Below are 18,187 nucleotides of genomic sequence, written 5' to 3'. Positions count from 1 at the left end.
TAACCTAATTGCCGCGCGCTCAACTTTTACCGCATACGAGGAGTACACAATGCCAACCCCTAAGAAGGGTGCCCGTCTCGGCGGCTCCGCCAAGCAGCAGGCTCACATGCTGAGCAACTTGGCAGCCAGCCTGATCGAGCACGGCGCTATCAAGACCACCGATGCCAAGGCGAAGGTTCTTCGCCCGTACATCGAAAAGATCATCACCAAGGCTAAGTCCGGCACCATTGCTGACCGCCGCGCAGTTCTGAAGCTCATCCCGCGCAAGGATGTTGTTTCTTACCTGTTCGACGAGGTTGCCCCGAAGTTTGAGAACCGTGAGGGTGGCTACACCCGCACCATCAAGCTGGACAACCGCGCCGGTGACAACGCCCCGATGTCCCAGATCTCCCTCGTTCTCGAGGAGACCGTGACCTCTGAGGCTAACCGCGCTACCCGCGCTGCCGCATCCAAGGCCGCTGAGGCTGAGGAAGCTAAGGCAGACGAGGCTGCTGAGACCGAGGCACCTGCCGAGGAGACCGCAGCTGAGGAGTCCGAGGAGAAGTAATTCCCCTTAGGCCCTAGCGCTTCGCCGCCGCCTTTCCCCATTTGTGGGAGGGGCGGCGGCTTTTTCATGTCCGCACCCCAGTAAGGGGGCGTTGCACGGCCGACCCAGCGCCGGTGGGGAGAAGATGCTCCGGTAGCATGAAGCCCACTATGACAGATGCAGCATCGACTTCCCCCGAAGGGCCGGCGGACGGGTTCGTTCGCCTGCGCTTGGACTTGGCTTATGACGGCACGGACTTTCATGGCTGGGCCAAGCAGAAGGGCGGTCTGCGCACGGTGCAAGGCGTGGTGGAAGAGAAACTGGCGATGATTGCGCGCACGGAGGTGCCGCTTACGGTCGCTGGGCGCACGGATGCCGGCGTCCATGCCCGTGGCCAGGTGGCGCATGTGGACGTTCCCACGGAGATGCTGGCGCAGCGCTCGGTGGCGGGGGAGCCGGGGAAGCTGGTGCGTCGGCTAGCAAAGCTTCTGCCAGAAGACGTTCGGGTACATGGGTGCGAGTTCGCACCCGCGGGTTTTGATGCGCGATTTTCGGCGCTGCGGCGCCACTACGTGTACCGGATTACCACCAATCCGCGCGGCGCGCTGCCGACCCGTGCGCGGGATACGGCCGAGTGGATTAAGCCGGTGGATATCGATGCCATGCAAGAAGCCGCGACCGCCCTGGTGGGCCTGCATGATTTTGCGGCTTTTTGTAAGGCCAAGCCGAACGCCACGACCATCCGTGAATTGCAGGAATTTTCCTGGCGCGACGTTTCCACGCCCGAAGAACCCGAGCTTTTTGAGGCCCGCGTGAGCGCCGATGCTTTTTGCTGGTCGATGGTGCGCTCGTTGGTGGGTTGTTGCCTGCGCGTGGGGGAGGGGCGCCGCGATGCCGACTTCGCTGCGGCACTGCTGCAGGAGACGAAGCGCTCTTCCAGCATCCCCGTGGCCCCAGCTAAGGGGCTGTCACTCGTCGCCGTTGATTACCCAGCGGCGGACCAGCTGGCGGCGCGCGCCGAGGTCACCCGCGAAAGGCGCAGCGCCGATTAGCGCCCGGGTGGCAGCGGTCGCCTACCTGGGATAGCCTGTGTGCTGGGTGTACACAGACTTTTCGGGGGAAAATCATGGCACGTCCGCTGCCTACTACCAAGGCCCAGGTATCGGGCCATAAATTCTTGCGCCGTCGCGTCGAGCATGGGCTTGTCTTAGGCGATATCCGCATGATCCACGATCCATTGGCTAGGCGCCGCAAAGCGCTCCTTTTCGGCGGGGTCGGCGTCGCCTTCCTTGCGGTGGGCTCCGGCATGTTGGCATGGCTGCAGCCGAGCCCGCAGCCGGGTGATGCGCCGATTGTGCGCTCGGAGCAGGGCCAGCTCTTTGTGGACGTCAACGACACCTACCACCCGGTATTCAACTTGGCGTCGGCGCGCATTATCGCCGGGCAAGCGGCCGAGGCGCAGACCATCGGGGATGAGCACCTGCAAGAAGCGCTACTGGGCTCACCGGTGGGTATCTCGGACGCCCCGGGGTACCTCGCGGCGGCAGGCGAGACTCCCCAAGAGCGATGGGTAGCGTGTTCGGCCGGCAAGGATGAGGCTCCTGCTACGGAGAATCCCACTAGCATCGGCGGCCACCAAGTAGCGTCGCAGGAGGTTATTGTCCTTGCCGAGCCCGAGCAGAAAAGCCTCGGTGAGGAGCGCGCCGCACTGGTGGAATCCGAGGGCACGCAGTGGCTAATCACCCAGGAGGGCCGCGTGGCGTTGCCAGATCCCTCCAACACCGAAGGGCGCGTCGTGCGTCGGGCGGTGGGCGTGGACGATAGTACCCACACTTGGCCCGTGCCACCCGAGCTGCTCAATGCCTTTGCGGAGCTGCCACCGCTGAACTTTCCGGCCGAACCACCCGAGGTCGTCGATACCGGCCAAGGTTTGTGGGCGCGTACGTCCGAGGGCGTAGCTGAGCTCACGCCTACGCAGGCGGAGATACTCACAGGCGTGGGTGCCAAGGAGACAACAGCCACGCCGCAGGAGATTGCCGCGCTTGCCGACGCCCCCTTAAACCTCAACCTTCCCTCCACGTCCTTCCGCTTCCTAAGCCCGGACGATGGCTGGATGTGTGCTGCTAACGAGGGCGGCGGGGTAGTGGTACCTGCCCAAGCGGGCACTGTCGCCTTGGCAGGTGAGTCGGTGGCCCATCGCTTTGGTGGGCTCAACGCTGGTGGCGTAGGCGTAGACAGCGGCCATGGCTATCACGTGGTCTCACCCACGGGGCAGCGGCACGAGGTCAAGGACAAAGAGACTTTGGAAGCCCTTGGCACCGGAGTGGGCGCGCAGGTGCCGTGGGAGATCCTGCGGTTGCTGCCGGAAGGCTCCGCGCTCAACCGTGAGCAGGCGCTGCAGGTTAGTTCTTAGGCCGCAGCCCGCGCCACACCGCCCACGCAGCAAGCGCCAGCGCTAACCCACCCAGCACCCAGGCACTGCGTGTGGGGGCGCGCGAGTCGACTTCGTCGGCGGGGTGGATGGTCATAGCTCGGGTATCGACGCCCGGGCCCGCTTCCACGTGGGTGAGCACGGTGAGCGGGTCGATGAAGCCGTGTCCTGGCTCCGCGGCGTCCTCCAAGCGTTTGCGGAGGGCGGCCGGGCTATCGTCTGGAAAGCGCTGTGCCAAGAGGGCAGCGGTGCCGCTGACCACCGGCGCGGCAAAGGAGGTGCCATGGAACTGCGCCGTTCCGTCCGTGCCTTCCTTACCATCGGCCCATCCACCCGCGGGGTTGAGCGCTAGCGGAATGAATCCTTGCGCAGCAAGCTGGGGGCCATCGGCCGAATTCAGAGAGTAGTCAGCGAGTTCGTGTGAATCCGCTTGGGCGCTTACTGAGAGCACCGTAGGCGAATCCGCCGGAAAGACGCGGTCACCCATCTCACAGCTGCCAGAGGACGCATTGCCGGATGCTGCAATCACCACGGCGCCGGAGTCTTCCGCATGCGCCAAAGCACGGTCCAATCGGGAAGTATCGACCTGCGCGGCCACATCCGGCGGGACACAGGAGACGACGGAGATGTTGATGACGCGGGCACCGGCAGCGGCGGCGTCATCGATGGCGCGGGCCAAGGTGTCCAGCGAGCCGGTGGTACTGTCCTCCGCTTCCTGGCGATAGTGCGCGCTGGTCTGACGCACAGCGTAAATCTCTGCTCGCGGGGCGATACCGATATCGTGTCCGGCGATGACACCGGCCACGACGGTGCCGTGCAGGTCGCAATCGCGATGCGGCTCTGGTTCCTCCGGCGCGACAAGATCCGCGCCACTGCTGAGATGCCGCAGTTGGTCGTGACGGGCAACGCCAGTATCGATAACGGCTACTTTGACGCCTTCCCCGGTAGCAAAGGAATGTAAACGGGCCCGGTAGTCTAGCTGCTCCTCGCTTGGTTGGGGCGAAAGCGGTGAGGAATGTGCGGCGGCGCATTCGCGGTCCGGTTCGCGCGCGGCCGCGTAGGGAGCAGCAGTCAGTCCTGCAGCGAATGCAACTACTAAAGCGGTCGGTAGCACGCGCATTATCCAAGCCCTCTAATGAGCACGAAGACACCGGCTAGGTGCGCGGCCAGCGGCAAACTAGCGGCAATGGCGAGGGATTCTATGCGTTCAAACCACGCGATGGTGGTGGGCTCGAGCCCGGTCACCTTGGGTGCCCACAGCGGGGCACTCAGCATGGCGAGGAGAACCAGGCAGGCAACAAGTATTGGTGCCCAGGCATCGGCAATCCCGGAATTCGCCACCGCGTGGGTAGCGCACAAGCACGTAGCGAGACAGGCGGTCATCGCCAGCAGCATCAGGGCCCAGCTAGCCAACGCACGACCGTGCCGGGCGGCATGCATAACGACGGCACCCGCGGTGGTCACGCAGAGTGCTTGGACGAAGCCCGCGCCGGTGTGCTCAGCACCAAAGAGCACCGCAACGTACTCGGCGAGAGAATCGGGCGCGCCGCTCGTCGGCGCCAAGGCCGGACCACTGCCCGTCAGCGAGAGGGCGATAAGGGCCGGAATGAGACAGAGCGCCAGCCCACAGCACATTCCCTCATAGGCGCTGCCGGCGCGCCGGGCACGGATATCGACATCCGGCTGGACGGCATCCGAAACCGCGAGGTCTTGGCCGGCCGTGGGCAGCTGCGGGACTTTGAGTCCAGCGGTGGCAACGGTCAGCGCAGGAGCTGCGGCCAACAGGAGAATTCCGGTGATCACCACGCAGGCTGCTGCCGCCGTACCGTGGCTGCCCTGGAGACCCGTCCCTGGTCCGGGTAGCAGGTAGCCCAAAGCCGCGACCAACAACAGCACCGAGACGGTGAGTGCCACGGCGGTAGTGCGAACCGTGCTCAACCCGGTGACGTGGCAGGCAAGCAGCACGATGAGGAGGGCGACGCAGGCGGTGAGTGCGGCAAAGGGGGCTTCGCCAAGCGAGGGCGAAATCACCACCCAGCCACACGCCATGCCGGCTACCAGGCTAAGGTGTACCAGCGATAAGGCCCGGGTCCACAAGGCGAGCAACAGGGCTCCAGCGGTCAACGCCGCCCACGCCGCGAGGGGAAGGGTGCTAACCCACACGAGGGCGAAGGCGGCAAGCATTCCTGCCCATGCCCAGACGGTGGGAAGGGCGGCGGTAGTATCTTCCTCAGCCGCGGCGGCGAGCGATTCCGCCGCATCCCGAATCACCGGTGCAGGCCGGCGCTCGCGCGGACTAATAACCAGGATGGAGCCTTCCGTGAGCGCAGTGGCAGCCAATGGGGCGGTGAGATCGATGGCGCGGCCGGAGGCTGTGCTCGCGCGCCAAGGCTCAGAAATGGTGGGCGCATCCACCAAGTCAGTGATTTCCGCCAAAAGCTCGCCCACGCTGGAGCTTAGCGGTAGCGCCACGTCCGCCTCCTTGTGGAAGGTGCCGGCATGAATGCGAACGGTAAGGCGCAGATGATGCGCCGTTGCAGTAGTCATGATGTCCCCCGAAAAATGTATGGATTGTGGGCGTCCCCCTTGCCCAATGCCACATATTGTGGCTTACTAGTGGCGACGTGTCCACCGCAGCGCGGGGAATCTTGGCAGGGGGCCAAGGGCGCTTGGCGCGTGGCTCGGGGGAGGTTATTTAGGCATGCTTGGGATCGGGGATACCCGCGTCATTGAGCCGTTGACCATGCCATTGCGGGATGCTGCGCCGCCGCTGCCCACCGGCAGCCTCGAGGCCGAGGAGGTCCCAGAGGCGGTGCGTCCACAACCGGTGCCGCTGGTGCGGCTGCTGCTGCCGGTGGTGATGATTGCGGCGATGCTCGGCATGGTCGCCCTCATGGTGTTAGGCGCTGGGGATTCCCGGCAGATTAGCCCGATGGCCTTGATGTTTCCATTGATGATGCTGGCGAGTATGGCCATGATGTTTGGGCCCAATAATAGTGGGCAGGATCCGGATGAAACCCGGCGTACCTACCTGCGCCACATCAAAGCCTTGCGGGAAAAGGCGCTGCGCAATGCGTCGGCGCAGCGTGCACATGAAAGCTATCGCCACCCGGCACCGGTGGAACTTAGCACTCTAGTCGGCTCGCGCCGCATGTGGGAGCGTGGCCCGGATGACTCGGACGCCCTCGAGGTACGCGTGGGAACTGGACCAACGACGTTGTGCACCCCCATCAACGTGCCGGATTCCGGCGCCACTGAAGACCTGGACCCGGTGTGTGCGGTAAGCATGCGCCAGACCATTAAGGCGGTGGGCACCGTTCCCGATATGCCGGTGGTTATCCAACTGCAGGCCTTTCGCTTCTTGTCCGTGTCCGGAATGGCGTCGACTCGGAGCGAAGAGCCCGCAGATCCCTCCCGCGATATGGTGCGCGCAATGGTGCTGCAGATGGCCTTGGCGCATGGCCCGGAAACCTGCGGGATCGAGGCCATCGGTGGCCAGTGGGAGTGGCTGAAGTGGCTGCCCCATGCGCGCACACCGGAAAAGGCGCGCTTTCGCATCCTCATAGTCGATGGCGTGCTGACCACGGGCACCGAGGACTTCTTCCATGATGATTCCTACACCACCATCATTGAGGTCGGTGGGGCGCCGTCTTCGGCGCTGGGGGTACGCGCCGAGCACGAAGGACTAAGCCTCGTGGCAGGGGAGCAGCTGCAGGTGGTCACCGCGGCAGGGGTGGAAGACCTCGGTTCTCCCGATGGAATGAGTGCGGCCGGAGCGACGTTGCTTGCACGCAGTATGGCCTCCTACCGCCGCCCCGATAGCACTTCTGGCAGGCGCGGCAGTGACCTTATGGGCCTTCTGGGCTATCGCGATGTGGAAGAGCTAGCGGCCAGTGGCATGTGGCATGGCCGGGAGGGCTCGGCGCGTCTCATGGTGCCCATCGGCATCGATACGGTGGGCCAGCCCGTCACGGTGGATCTCAAGGAATCCGCCCACGGCGGTATGGGCCCGCACGGCCTGTGCATCGGTGCGACTGGCAGCGGCAAGTCGGAGCTGCTGCGCACCCTTGTCACCGCGCTGGCGGCTACCCATAGTCCGGACGAGCTTAACCTCGTGCTCGTGGATTTCAAGGGCGGCGCGACATTCTTAGGATGCGACCGCCTACCGCATACCTCCGCGGTGATTACCAACCTGGAAGAGGAATCTACGCTGGTAGAGCGCATGTACGATGCCATCTCCGGCGAGATGAACCGACGCCAAGAGCTGCTGCGCACCGCCGGAAACTTTGCCAATGTCAGTGAGTACAACGCTTCTGCCACCGCCGTGCGTGAGCATGGGCCCTTGCCGGCCTTGGTTATCGTCGTCGATGAGTTCTCGGAGCTTTTGGGCCAGCACCCGGACTTCGCGGAACTTTTCGTCGCCGTCGGCCGCTTGGGGCGCAGTCTCCACGTGCACCTGCTTTTGGCCTCCCAAAGGCTCGAAGAAGGCCGCTTGCGGGGGCTAGATTCCCACTTGTCCTACAGGATCGGCCTGAAAACCTTCTCCTCAGCGGAATCCCGCCAGGTATTGGGCGTGACCGATGCCTACCACCTGCCCGGCCAGCCTGGCGCGGGTTACCTCAAATCCGATGCCGAGGCCTTGACCCGCTTCCAAGCTTCTTATGTGTCTGGGCCTCTGCCGCGCCGGACGCTTGCCGACGCCTCCGTGGACCACCCCGCAGCGTCCCGCGGCCGCGTGCAGCTCTTTCATGGCTGGTCCCAGGAAGAGGACAATACTAGCGCTGCGGTGGTTCTCGATGACTCCACCACTGTGCTTACCGAGGTCGTGCGCGCCGCGGCGGAAGAGGCCCACCTGCGCGATCAATCGGCGCACCGCATCTGGCTGCCGCCGCTACCGCCGGTCATTGAGCTATCCGCGTTGCCGGGGCTTTCCGGTGCAGATGACGCGGGTGCAGTCTCGCCCGCAGTGGACCAAGGGTCGCTGCGCGCGCCCATCGGCATTATCGATAGGCCGTACTACCAACGTCAGGACGAGCTGATTATTGATTTCACCCAGCACGGCGGACACATGGCCCTGTGTGGCGGTCCACAGTCCGGTAAATCGAGTGCGCTGCGCACGATCGTCTCTGCGCTAGCTCTACGGCATGATCCGCAGGCGGCACGCTTCTACGTCATCGATCTTGGCGGCGGTCAGCTAGCATCCCTGGAGCGACTGCCCCACGTGGCCGGAGTTGCCGGGCGCGAGGAGGGCGAAAAGGTACGGCGCATCGTCGACGAAGTAGCTGGGTTTATCCGCCGTCCAGAACGGTGCGCAACCTTCCTTGTCATTGATGGCTGGCACCACATCGGTACCTCGAATGCGGAGTTTGAAGACATAGCGGAGAAGGTTACCGAGATCGTCGTCGATGGCGCCTCCGCCCACGTGCACGTCATCATTGCCACTTCGCGGTGGACCACGATGCGCCCCGCTATCCGCGATCTCATTGCCAACCGCCTCGAGCTGCGCCTAGGCGAGGCCTTGGATTCGCTCATCGACCGCAAACTACAGCAAAAGCTTCCCTGCGCGCCGGGCCGCGGGCTCACCTTGACGGGTGAGAATATGCTCTTAGCTCGCACCTCTAACCAGGACATCGCTCACATCTGCCGCGTTCATGCGGAGGCTCAGCCGGTTCCTCAGCTCAAGATGCTGCCCGCCGTGCTTACCCCGGCCGCACTCGCAGCTCAAGGGGATGTTCCCGCCGGTGAGATCGCCTGGGGCATCGGCGGGCGCGACCTCGATACGCTGACCTGGAATCCGTCGCGCGAGCCGCACCTAGTGGCAATCGGGGCGCAGGGGTGTGGCAAGTCCACCTTCCTGGCGCAGGTCATGCGCGGTATTAGCGCTTTTGCGAGGGAAGACGCCCGGCTCGTGGTCATCGACCAGCGCCGAGCCCACCTAGGAACCTTGGACCAGAACATGGTTGCTGCCTACGCCGCGACGCAGTCGAGTGCGCAAGAGACCATTGTCGATACAGTCCGGACCCTGGAATCTCGCCTGCCTGGCCCGGACATTACCCCGGCGCAGCTCGCCGCACGAGATTGGTGGCAGGGCCCAGATATTTACCTAGTCATCGATGATGCGGACCTGCTGAGCGATATTGCCCTCTCGCCACTGCTGGAATTGCTCCCACATGCCCGCGACATTGGCTTGCACCTTGTTATCGCTCGCAAATCCGGCGGCATCGGCCGTGCCCTCTTTGGCCAATTCTTTTCCGCGGTGCGCGATCTGCAGCCGGCGCTGCTGCTTTTCGACGCCGACCGCGACGAAGGAACCATCTTCGGCCTCAAGCCCTGCCACCAACCACCCGGGCGCGGTCAGTGGAGCATCCGCGGTGAAAACCTCGGCGTCGCCCAAGCGGTGTACCTAGAAGGAGAAAAGTAAATGACCACCAATCTCAGCGCGCATACGCCAACCGACACCCCTATCCCTACTGGTGGGGAGACCACCGCCGGCCCCATTACCGTCACCATCCTGGATGCGGCCACAATCTTTGAAGGGCCCGAAACGGTCTATCGCTATGACCTGCCGGGAACCGGCATTGTGGAAGGCTGGGCCTTAGGCCAAGTCATGGATCAGATATCCAAGATGGCGGGACCGTCCTGGCCCGACGTGGAAGCCTGCGTGGTGGCAGACTCTTCCGGCACGGGAATTGCGCAGGAAGCCACCTCTATTATCTGCCGGCAATTGGAAGTCACCGGGGTGCACCTCATCGACCCAGAACCAACCATCTCCCCGCTAGCCGCCCCGGACCCACTCGATCCGCCTCCTCACCCGGTTCCTGAAGCCACTGATTCGGCACCTCCCACTACGGTGATGGAGGCACCTGCTTATGACGAACCGGTAACGCCACGCTGGACCGACCGCCTGCGCGGTTGGCTCGGAGCCATCGATATCTTTCATGTGGCAATTGCCGTGGTCATCATCGCCGTGGCTGGGGCTTCTTGGTGGGCCATCGGTGCCCAAGCTTCAGGTGAAGGCGACGCCGCTCCGGATGCATCGCACCCGCAACCCCGCGCTGCCGAGCCAAGCGGCGATGGTGCGGCGGAGTTCGCGCCGGCCTCGCCGCAACCGGGAATGCCAGGCGCGTCAGATTCCGGCAGCGAGGAATTGAACCCAGGCGAAAAGCGCTTAGACGTGGAAGGAATGTCAGTAGTAGTCCCCAGTGGGTTCCACACCAAGGTAGAAGATGGTCTGGTCACCGCCACCGGGAAAGACCCGAACCTACGCATCCTGCTGGCGGCGGATGAGATGTTTAACGTGCCGGCGGATGCCCTGTTCAAAGAAATTCACGCGCAGGTCGACGAAGATCCGACGCTTCGCGATGCCACCGATGAGGCAGGGCGCCTGACCTATACCGAAGACCCCGGGGACGGCTCCTTGGTGGAATGGACCACTTGGGAAGACCGAGGCCACCAGATGTCCGTGGGGTGCCATACCCGGCATAACTCCAACGCCGTTCAAAAGGCTGCCTGCCGCATGGCCACGGAAAGTCTGGTTAAAAAATAGTCTCAAAAACTTTGCCTCAGCCAGGAACCGTTTGGCGGAAAGTTCAGTCCAATAAAGGTGAGAAAGCACAGATGCGAAGCACAGCTGCTTTTTCGGGGGAAATACACACAATCTCATCCGCCCTAAGGAGGGGCGCACTCTTATGTCTCAGACTTTCAAGACACAAGCCGATGTCATGGTTGCCACCGCTGGCAAAGTCGATAACACCAACGATGAAGTCCAAGGCGAGCTCACCCGCCTGCAGGGCGTCGTCGACTCCGTCCGTGGCAGCTGGGTTGGCCAGGCGCAGGTCTCCTTCGATGACCTGATGCAGCGCTACAACACCTCTGCACAGCAGCTGCGCGAGGCCTTGGCCTCTATCTCTGACAATATCCGCAGCAACGCCCACAACTTCGACAACGTGGAAGCAGAAAACACCCAGGCATTCTCCAACGTGGGCGGCGGCCTCGCCCTCTAAACCGCACCGCACACTTCACTACTCCGCAGCCCAAAAGCTATAGATTCACAGAAGGGAATCAACCACCACATGTCCGAGATCAAGTACGAATTCGGTGCCATTTCTTCCGCCGCAGCCGACATCAACGCCACCTCTGGTCGCATCAACAGCACCTTGGCAGACCTGAAGGCGCGCCTACAGCCGATGGTAAGCACCTGGGAGGGTGAGTCCGCCGTGGCTTATAACCAAGCGCAGGCCAAGTGGGACAAGGCGTCCCAGGAACTCAACACCGTGCTCGCCACCATCTCCAAGACCGTCGCGCAGGGCAACGATGCAATGAGCGACGTCAACCGTCGCGCCGCCGCAAGCTGGGGCTAAATCCACACCCTGATTGCACGGTTCCACGCTGTCCCAACCGGGGCTGCGGTGTCACTGACCACACCCGCGTGGCAGGAGGCGGACGCAGCCGCAGCCTTGGCCACGAAACCAGCGTGGCTATTCCTTTTTCTAGTCCATACCCACGAGCCGGCACCTCCCGTTTGAGCCGCGGAAGGTGCCGGTTTCGGTGTTTTGGTCTTTGGGCAGGTGAGCAAGTAGGGTAGGAAACCTATGTGTTCGCTCGTCGGCAAGCAGCTGGCGAAGCGCTCCCTGCAGGTCTCCACCGGCCGCTGTACGGGAGTGAATGGATGCTTAGCGCTGGCCGGCAGTTCCGAGACAGACTTTCAAGGAGTCAAATTGTCTACTTTCCACCCAAAGAGCGGTGACATCACCCGCAAGTGGTACGTCATCGACGCTACTGATGTGGTGCTGGGCAAGCTCGCTTCCACCGTTGCAGACCTGCTGCGCGGCAAGCACAAGCCACAGTTCGCACCGAACGTTGATGCTGGTGACCACGTCATCATCATCAACGCTGACAAGATCCACGTTTCTTCCGTCAAGCGCGGCCGCGAGATGCGCTACCGCCACTCCGGTTACCCGGGCGGCCTGAAGTCCATGACCCTGGGTCAGTCTTTGGACGCCAACCCGGTTCGCGTTATCGAAGAATCCGTTGCCGGCATGATGCCGCACAACAAGCTCTCCCGCGCTTCCATCAAGAAGCTGCACGTCTTCGCAGGCGAAGAGCACCCGTACGCCGGCCAGAAGCCGGAAACCTTCGAGTTTAAGCAGGTGGCACAGTAATGTCTGAGCAGAACATCGACAACAACGTAGCCGACGCTGCTGACATCGCTGCAGCAAGCGCCGCTACCGAAGAGTTCACCAACACCATCGGTGACTCCATCGCACCGGCCGAGACCGAAGAGGTCGAGGCTGCCGCTCCGGTACACGAGGGCCCGATCCAGACCGTCGGTCGTCGTAAGCGCGCCGTCGCACGTGTTCGCCTCGTTGCTGGCTCCGGCCAGATTGTGGTTAACGGCCGCGAGTTCGGCGAGTACTTCCCGAACAAGCTGCACCAGCAGGATATCCTCACTCCGCTGACCCTGCTGGAGCGCGAGAACCAGTTCGACCTCAAGGTCACCGTTAACGGCGGCGGCCCAACCGGTCAGGCTGGCGCCCTGCGCCTGGCTATCGCTCGTGCACTGAACATCTACAACCCGGCTGACCGCACCGCCCTCAAGAAGGCTGGTCTGCTCACCCGAGATGCTCGTGCAGTTGAGCGTAAGAAGGCTGGTCTGCACAAGGCACGTCGCGCACCGCAGTACTCCAAGCGTTAATCTCGCTTCTACTGCGCGCGCAAGCGCAACGCAAAGCCGCTGCTTCCTTTGGGAGGCGGCGGCTTTCGTCGTTTTTGAGCTTTGGCAGAGGAGAACGACACCTCTGCATGGTAGTACTATATGTGGTACTGATTAGTTGTGGGTAGCAGCGTAGAAGAAATCTTGGCCAAAATGAAAAGAAGCCCAGTGAACATAGCTTTTTCGGATCTAGTAAGTGTGTGTGACTATTTTTTTGAGCGAAGAAGCAGCAAAGGTACGTCGCACAGAACTTATAAGACGCCATGGCGTGGAGATCCCCGAGTGAATATTCAGAACGCGAAAGGAAAAGCGAAAGCTTACCAAGTTCGCCAAGTTCTTAAAGCGGTACAAAGGCTACAAAGCGAGCAAGAAAGAAGATAAAAATGGACGTCAGCAAATACACCTATCAAGTCTTCTGGTCTGAAGAGGATAATGAGTTTGTGGCGACGGTTGCCGAGTTTCCTTCACTATCGTGGCTGGATTCTGACCGTAGCTGTGCAGAGCAGGAACTGCTGAAGTTGGTTGCGGAAGTAGTAGAAGATATGCAGGTTTCAGGGGAAGTCATCCCTCAGCCGTTGGGGGCTCGTTCATATTCGGGAAAATTCAACGTTCGAACCTCTCCGTCGCTGCATCGTAAGCTAGTGATGGAAGCAAAGACGGAAGGAATTTCACTCAACGCATTGATAAACCAGAAGCTTGCCTCCGCCTAGCCCGCCCCAACATGCAATCGATGGGCACAGGAGTGCATAATTGATTGCATGACTCGACTTTTTGGAACCGATGGCGTTCGCGGCCTCGCGAACAAGAAGCTGACCCCTATTCTGGCCTTGCAGCTAGGCCAGGCCGCTGCGGAGGTATTTACCGCCAAGCGTGAATCCTACGAGCGCCAGCCGCTGGCCATTATTGGCCGCGACCCGCGTGTTTCTGGCGAGATGCTGGATGCGGCGATTGCGTCCGGGCTGGCTTCCCGCGGCGTGGACGTGGTGCGCGTAGGCGTGCTGCCGACGCCGGCGATTGCCTACCTGACGGATGACTATGGTGCGGATTTGGGCGTGATGATTTCCGCCTCCCACAACCCGATGCCAGACAACGGCATCAAGTTCTTCTCCGCAGGTGGTAAGAAGCTACCAGACGAGGTAGAAGATCAGATTCAGGCCACCATGGAAAACCTCACCGAGGATGGCCCGACCGGCACCAAGTTGGGCCGCATCATTTCGGAGGCCCCGGACGGACGCGAGCGCTACCTCAACCACTTGAAGGAAGTAGTCTCCACCGACCTGAGCGGCATCAAGGTGGTCGTAGACACCGCCAATGGTGCGGCCTCCAAGGTTGCTCCGATCGCCTACGAGGCGGCTGGTGCAGAGGTTATTGCTATCCACAACAAGCCGAATGCCTTCAATATCAATGAAGACTGCGGTTCGACGCACATTGAAAAGGCACAGGCGGCCGTCGTCGAGCATGGCGCCGATCTGGGCTTGGCCCACGATGGTGACGCCGACCGTTGCCTGGCTGTGGATGCCGAGGGCAATGTTGTTGACGGTGACCAGATTATGGCACTGCTGGCCGTAGGCATGAAGGAGGATAATGACCTGCGCTATAACACCCTGGTAGCAACCGTCATGTCTAACCTGGGCCTGAAGCTAGCCATGCAGGAACAAGGCATTGAGGTGCGCCACACCGCAGTAGGCGACCGCTATGTTCTGGAAGAGCTCAACCGCGGAGATTTCTCCTTGGGCGGCGAGCAGTCCGGCCACGTGGTGTTGACGGATGATTGCACGACTGGCGACGGTACTCTCACCGGCCTGTCCATCATGGCGCGCATGGCCAAGTCTGGGAAGTCCCTAAAGGAATTAGCATCGGTGATGACCGTGCTGCCACAGGTGCTCATTAACGTGCCGGTATCGGATAAAAGCGTCATCATGGATGCCCCCGAAGTACAAGAGGCCATTGCCCAGGCCGAGGAAGAACTCGGCGAAACCGGCCGCGTTCTATTGCGCCCCTCCGGCACTGAGGAGGTTTTCCGCGTCATGGTGGAGGCTGCCGATAAGGAGCAGGCACGCAAGGTTGCCGGGAGGCTTTCCGCCATCGTTTCCTCGGTCTAGCGCAACCGCCGAGTGCGGAAGAATTTTGACATCCTAGGGAACCATTTGGCGCAATCCCCAGTCCAATGAAGGTGAGAACTTTTACCGCATATGGATTTGGGGGAATACACCAGTGTCTGAGGTTTTTCTTCGCCCCTTGGAGGCGATGTCCGCACTACGGCAGGTCGTAGCCGATAACGACGAACAACGCGATGCCCACCGGGCCGAGGTGCCGGATTTTCCGGTGGCCGCGGCTGGACGCAACTTTGGCGGCCACGGTGAGCGCATTCGTGATGTCTTGGTGCGCATCCATGAGCGCGGCGGTCGGAGGTTGGATAATCTATCCGCCACCGCCCATGCCGCTCATGAACAGGTGCGCGCCTTTGCCGATTTTGATGAGTCCTTCGGCAGCTCCTTTGCGCGCGGCGGGGAGGCGGACAGCAAGTGAGTACGCTGACAAAATCCCTGCTGGGGGACTATTCAAACGCGATTTCCCAATTCCAGTTCGCATGCTTGGGAAGCTACTCGGGTCCCAGCATGCCGATGAACCTACTGGGGGAGCTAGTCGGTGCGGTGGACGGTATCGCGCCCGAAAACCTGGTGAAAAACACCGTTGCGGCCGTAGGCGGTAACCGCCCGAAGGGAGGCGGTGCTGGATTAGCGGGCTATTTGCAGCAAGATGATTCCGAGGTTGCTCAAGGCGCTATGCGCGAGCACCTGTGCGGCGTGCAGGAAGATTTCGACATTGACCGCCAGGATGCTGCCCATCTCACCAGTTCGGCGGAGCAGTGCTCGGGCGCTATTGCCGACGTCGTCGATGTCTCCGACACTGCCCTTACCGAGCTCATCTCTGCGGTCATTCCACTGCTGAATATCTTGTCCATGGTGGCCACCAAGCACCCGCTGGCCAGGTTTATTATCCCGATTCTTTCCACCATCGGCGGGCGCGTTATCGAAGAGACGAATCACAATATCGCTAGCACCTGCCGCGACCGCGATGATGCGATTGAGTCCTGCTATAACGAATTTGAATCGCGCTGCGAATGCGTCTGTGAGCGCCCAATGCCGGAAGATTGCCCGACGCCGGCTAAACCTACAGATAATGCCTGTCCCGAACCGGTAGAACAATGCCCGGAGACTCCTACTCCCACTAAGCCGATGCCGAAGGAAGAATGCCCACCTCCGCCCTCGCAGCCCACCGAGCCGGCCCAGGTGGAGTGTCCACCAGAGCCCACGCCCATGCCGGAGCCTGACTCAAAGCAAGAATCGAGCCAGACGACTTCCGCGCCGCCACAGCCGACGCCTCCTTCGCCACCATCAGTTCCATCAAGGGAATGCCCCGAGCCCGAGCCGGAGCAATCATCCAAGACGGAAGTGCACACGGAGACCACCGCAGAACACGGCGCGGGCTGCCACTGCAATGAATGCACCGAGCAATCATTTACCGAGCGTCCATCGCAGTCCCAGCGCGAAGTAGAGATCACCAGGCCGGCACAGGCGGAGATCATTCCGCCGCAGGAGCCGCCAGAACAGCCACATCAAGTAGAAGAACCGTGCCCGGACCCTGAACCCCAGCCAGAGCCGGAACCCAAGCCAGACATGGATACAGAACCCGCTTCTGACTCGGGCGCAGGCGAGGAAACACTCTGCCCGGAAAATACCGCGGGAAATTCTGAAGAATGTGTGGAAACGACCCAAACCAGCTCAGAAGGCTGTGGAATTGAATCCTCCTGCAGTGGCAGCCTCGGCCTGGTAGGGGCCGGAATCGCTTTAGTAGGCGTGGGCCTCATTGTGGAAGGTGCCGCGCAGTGCCTGGAGCACATGTCCGACGCGGATTGCCCGGTGCAAGAGCCTGAACCGGGCCCTGAGCCTGAGCCAGAACCAGAACCTGATCCCTGCCCGGAACCTGAGCCCGAACCCGAGCCGGAGCCTTGTCCTGAACCGGAGCCAACTGGCGATGATGGCGTAATGGCGCCGCCTCCTGAGCTGTCTCAGGTAGAGGAGCCAACGCCGCCACCAGAGAAGGTGGCACACCTCCAGGCGGCCGGTCCAGCAGAGGCACCGTCACCAGCCCCAACCCCAGCTCCTGAACCAGCACCGGCACCGGACCCAGCACCGCAGCCGGCTCCAGAAGAAGCACCGGCACCGGCACCAGCGCCGCAGCAAGAGGCGGCACCCGCGCCAGAAGAACCAACCATTAAGGCACGAAAGGCAGGTCAGTGGTAATGAATAACGACTTCGCAGAATTTGCGCAGGGCTTTCGGGAAAGGACGGCTAAACGCCTGCTGGAATTTGAAAAAACGCTGGCGAAAGCGCAAGACGAGCTAGAAAAGTCCGCGGATAAGGCCATGCAGGAGGCGCGAAGGGAGAAGGGGCAGGTGGGGCGTCGGCAAGCGGCGGCGATGCCAAGGCCCCGATATGGCGCTGCCCCGGCGCGCTCAAGGAACGCGTCGGGGCAGGTGCAATCTGTGCTGCGGCGGGGCTAATACCTTAGGCGTCGCGGGTGACGCCGGCGCGCTCGGCCAAGTCCTCGCCTACGAGGCTTTCGACCTTCTTGGCGCTCGCCTCTGGATCCGCAAAGGCGGCATAGGTGGAATCGCCATTGAGGGTGGCCAGCAGGAAGCCGGTGACCAAGCCGCGGGCGATTTCGGTAGGGCCGGACTGGAAGGCGGCGGTGCCGATGGCGAGCTTGCGCAGGCGATCCTCGGTAAAGCCGGCGTGGCTGCCCTTGTCGATGGCGCGGAAGCAGACCGGTCCGTTCCAGTTATGGGCCAGCTTGGCGGGGTTGCCGGCATTGAAAATATCTTCCTGGCCGGAGCCAATGACCAAGCCCGGGGTAGTAATGCGGCGGGCTGCCTGCACCGCAGACGGCGCGGTGATGGAAGGGTAAATCGCGGCGACGGCGGCGACCTTCTGGTTATCTAAGGCGCCGAGCACGGCTGTGCCACCGCCCATGCCGTGGCCAATCATGCCGAGCTTGCCCGGGGAGACCGTAATATTGCCAGCGCCAAGCTTTACCCCAGCGGCAATCTGCAGCGCGGATTCCATATCCGCGGCCAGGTTGCGGTGGTTGGGGAAAGGGCCGGTCTCGGAATCGGGGGCTACCACGACGATGCCCCAGCTAGCCAGGTGGCGCAGGGTGGCGTGGTAATCCTTAATCTTGTGCATCCAGTCATGGCCAAAGGCCACGGCGGGCAGGCTTTGGCCCTCCGCAGGGGTATAAACCTTGCCGGTGACTCCGGCATAGTCAAGGTCGCCAACCAAAACTCGGTTGCGACCGCGCTTCGACAACGTTGCTAGATGTTTATTCAAATTCGCAGACACGCATTCCAGGATAGAGGAAGATCACCCGCTAGGCGGGAAAGGGTGCGGGTTTATCTGAGAAATGTCTGCGTAGTATCCAGCCGAGCCACGGGTGTGGTGGAAAGGCTTTCCTA

17 protein-coding genes are annotated in these 18,187 nt (G+C 62.0%); 14 read left to right on the top strand and 3 right to left on the bottom strand.

The features are described from left to right. Positions 1-49 precede the first annotated feature (49 nt). From rplQ to eccB, 3 genes are all read left to right on the top strand, one after another. A complete protein-coding gene (gene rplQ, locus MHY24_RS05220; protein WP_005322759.1) occupies positions 50-547 on the top strand; it encodes a 50S ribosomal protein L17 in 498 nt (165 codons plus the stop codon). Between the two features lie 149 nt (positions 548-696). Then, the gene (gene truA / locus MHY24_RS05215) at positions 697-1,578 is read left to right on the top strand and encodes a tRNA pseudouridine(38-40) synthase TruA (RefSeq protein ID WP_239228603.1); all 882 of its coding nucleotides are present in this window, start codon (positions 697-699) and stop codon (positions 1,576-1,578) included. A 74-nt stretch (positions 1,579-1,652) separates the two neighbouring features. Further along, positions 1,653-2,939, top strand: coding sequence for a type VII secretion protein EccB (eccB, locus tag MHY24_RS05210; protein WP_239228602.1), 1,287 nt, complete (start codon positions 1,653-1,655; stop codon positions 2,937-2,939). Here eccB and MHY24_RS05205 read toward each other — a convergent pair. After that, entirely contained in the window at positions 2,929-4,077 is a 1,149-nt protein-coding gene (locus MHY24_RS05205; RefSeq protein ID WP_239228601.1) for a S8 family serine peptidase, read from the bottom strand. The two genes, eccB and MHY24_RS05205, sit on opposite strands and share 11 nt — an antisense overlap. Then, positions 4,077-5,504, bottom strand: a complete 1,428-nt coding sequence (gene eccD, locus MHY24_RS05200; RefSeq protein ID WP_239228600.1) for a type VII secretion integral membrane protein EccD — start codon at positions 5,502-5,504, stop codon at positions 4,077-4,079. The genes MHY24_RS05205 and eccD overlap by 1 nt, the downstream gene beginning before the upstream one ends. Before the next feature lie 154 nt (positions 5,505-5,658). Between eccD and eccCa the strand changes: the two genes are divergently transcribed. From eccCa to MHY24_RS05140, 11 genes are all read left to right on the top strand, one after another. Next, positions 5,659-9,378 (top strand): type VII secretion protein EccCa, encoded by a 3,720-nt coding sequence (gene eccCa / locus MHY24_RS05195; RefSeq protein WP_239228599.1) that lies wholly within the window; start codon positions 5,659-5,661, stop codon positions 9,376-9,378. Beyond that, positions 9,379-10,503, top strand: a complete 1,125-nt coding sequence (locus MHY24_RS05190) for a type VII secretion-associated protein (RefSeq protein WP_179387395.1) — start codon at positions 9,379-9,381, stop codon at positions 10,501-10,503. It abuts the gene before it with no gap. A 142-nt stretch (positions 10,504-10,645) separates the two neighbouring features. After that, complete coding sequence (locus tag MHY24_RS05185; RefSeq protein WP_005328030.1) at positions 10,646-10,960, top strand: WXG100 family type VII secretion target; 315 nt, start codon at positions 10,646-10,648, stop codon at positions 10,958-10,960. Positions 10,961-11,029: 69 nt separating this feature from the next. Continuing rightward, a complete protein-coding gene (locus MHY24_RS05180; RefSeq protein ID WP_239193042.1) occupies positions 11,030-11,317 on the top strand; it encodes a WXG100 family type VII secretion target in 288 nt (95 codons plus the stop codon). Between the two features lie 357 nt (positions 11,318-11,674). Further along, entirely contained in the window at positions 11,675-12,118 is a 444-nt protein-coding gene (rplM, locus tag MHY24_RS05175; RefSeq protein WP_204610199.1) for a 50S ribosomal protein L13, read from the top strand. Next, the gene (gene rpsI, locus MHY24_RS05170; RefSeq protein WP_204610198.1) at positions 12,118-12,651 is read left to right on the top strand and encodes a 30S ribosomal protein S9; all 534 of its coding nucleotides are present in this window, start codon (positions 12,118-12,120) and stop codon (positions 12,649-12,651) included. Before rplM ends, rpsI begins: the two co-directional genes overlap by 1 nt. A gap of 401 nt (positions 12,652-13,052) precedes the next feature. Then, on the top strand, positions 13,053-13,379 hold the full coding sequence (locus MHY24_RS05160) for a type II toxin-antitoxin system HicB family antitoxin (RefSeq protein ID WP_239228597.1): 327 nt from the start codon (positions 13,053-13,055) through the stop codon (positions 13,377-13,379). Between the two features lie 48 nt (positions 13,380-13,427). Then, positions 13,428-14,771, top strand: a complete 1,344-nt coding sequence (gene glmM, locus MHY24_RS05155) for a phosphoglucosamine mutase (RefSeq protein WP_239228596.1) — start codon at positions 13,428-13,430, stop codon at positions 14,769-14,771. A 145-nt stretch (positions 14,772-14,916) separates the two neighbouring features. Beyond that, positions 14,917-15,198, top strand: a complete 282-nt coding sequence (locus tag MHY24_RS05150) for a hypothetical protein (RefSeq protein WP_239228595.1) — start codon at positions 14,917-14,919, stop codon at positions 15,196-15,198. 89 nt (positions 15,199-15,287) lie between these two features. Next, positions 15,288-16,976, top strand: a complete 1,689-nt coding sequence (locus tag MHY24_RS05145) for a hypothetical protein (protein WP_239228594.1) — start codon at positions 15,288-15,290, stop codon at positions 16,974-16,976. Further along, a complete protein-coding gene (locus tag MHY24_RS05140; RefSeq protein WP_204610194.1) occupies positions 16,976-17,236 on the top strand; it encodes a hypothetical protein in 261 nt (86 codons plus the stop codon). The genes MHY24_RS05145 and MHY24_RS05140 overlap by 1 nt, the downstream gene beginning before the upstream one ends. Positions 17,237-17,240: 4 nt before the next feature. Here MHY24_RS05140 and MHY24_RS05135 read toward each other — a convergent pair whose 3' ends face one another. Continuing rightward, positions 17,241-18,074, bottom strand: coding sequence for a dienelactone hydrolase family protein (locus MHY24_RS05135; protein ID WP_239228593.1), 834 nt, complete (start codon positions 18,072-18,074; stop codon positions 17,241-17,243). Between the last annotated feature and the right edge of the window lie 113 nt (positions 18,075-18,187).

This window comes from Corynebacterium sp. ACRPQ, from assembly GCF_022347225.1.
Taxonomy (GTDB): Bacteria; Actinomycetota; Actinomycetes; order Mycobacteriales; family Mycobacteriaceae; genus Corynebacterium; species Corynebacterium tuberculostearicum_D.
Note: the sequence above shows the minus strand (reverse complement) of the source record. Positions and strands in the feature narration are given on the sequence as shown.

Excerpts from the sequence above, each read along its gene's own strand:
- eccCa (WP_239228599.1), top strand. The coding sequence starts at position 5,659 with ATGCTTGGGATCGGGGATACCCGCGTCATTGAGCCGTTGACCATGCCA.
- MHY24_RS05205 (WP_239228601.1), bottom strand. The coding sequence starts at position 4,077 with ATGCGCGTGCTACCGACCGCTTTAGTAGTTGCATTCGCTGCAGGACTG.
- glmM (WP_239228596.1), top strand. The coding sequence starts at position 13,428 with ATGACTCGACTTTTTGGAACCGATGGCGTTCGCGGCCTCGCGAACAAG.
- MHY24_RS05190 (WP_179387395.1), top strand. The coding sequence starts at position 9,379 with ATGACCACCAATCTCAGCGCGCATACGCCAACCGACACCCCTATCCCT.
- MHY24_RS05185 (WP_005328030.1), top strand. The coding sequence starts at position 10,646 with ATGTCTCAGACTTTCAAGACACAAGCCGATGTCATGGTTGCCACCGCT.
- MHY24_RS05150 (WP_239228595.1), top strand. The coding sequence starts at position 14,917 with ATGTCCGCACTACGGCAGGTCGTAGCCGATAACGACGAACAACGCGAT.
- MHY24_RS05180 (WP_239193042.1), top strand. The coding sequence starts at position 11,030 with ATGTCCGAGATCAAGTACGAATTCGGTGCCATTTCTTCCGCCGCAGCC.
- eccB (WP_239228602.1), top strand. The coding sequence starts at position 1,653 with ATGGCACGTCCGCTGCCTACTACCAAGGCCCAGGTATCGGGCCATAAA.
- rpsI (WP_204610198.1), top strand. The coding sequence starts at position 12,118 with ATGTCTGAGCAGAACATCGACAACAACGTAGCCGACGCTGCTGACATC.
- eccD (WP_239228600.1), bottom strand. The coding sequence starts at position 5,504 with ATGACTACTGCAACGGCGCATCATCTGCGCCTTACCGTTCGCATTCAT.
- truA (WP_239228603.1), top strand. The coding sequence starts at position 697 with ATGACAGATGCAGCATCGACTTCCCCCGAAGGGCCGGCGGACGGGTTC.
- MHY24_RS05140 (WP_204610194.1), top strand. The coding sequence starts at position 16,976 with ATGAATAACGACTTCGCAGAATTTGCGCAGGGCTTTCGGGAAAGGACG.
- rplQ (WP_005322759.1), top strand. The coding sequence starts at position 50 with ATGCCAACCCCTAAGAAGGGTGCCCGTCTCGGCGGCTCCGCCAAGCAG.
- MHY24_RS05145 (WP_239228594.1), top strand. The coding sequence starts at position 15,288 with ATGCCGATGAACCTACTGGGGGAGCTAGTCGGTGCGGTGGACGGTATC.
- MHY24_RS05160 (WP_239228597.1), top strand. The coding sequence starts at position 13,053 with ATGGACGTCAGCAAATACACCTATCAAGTCTTCTGGTCTGAAGAGGAT.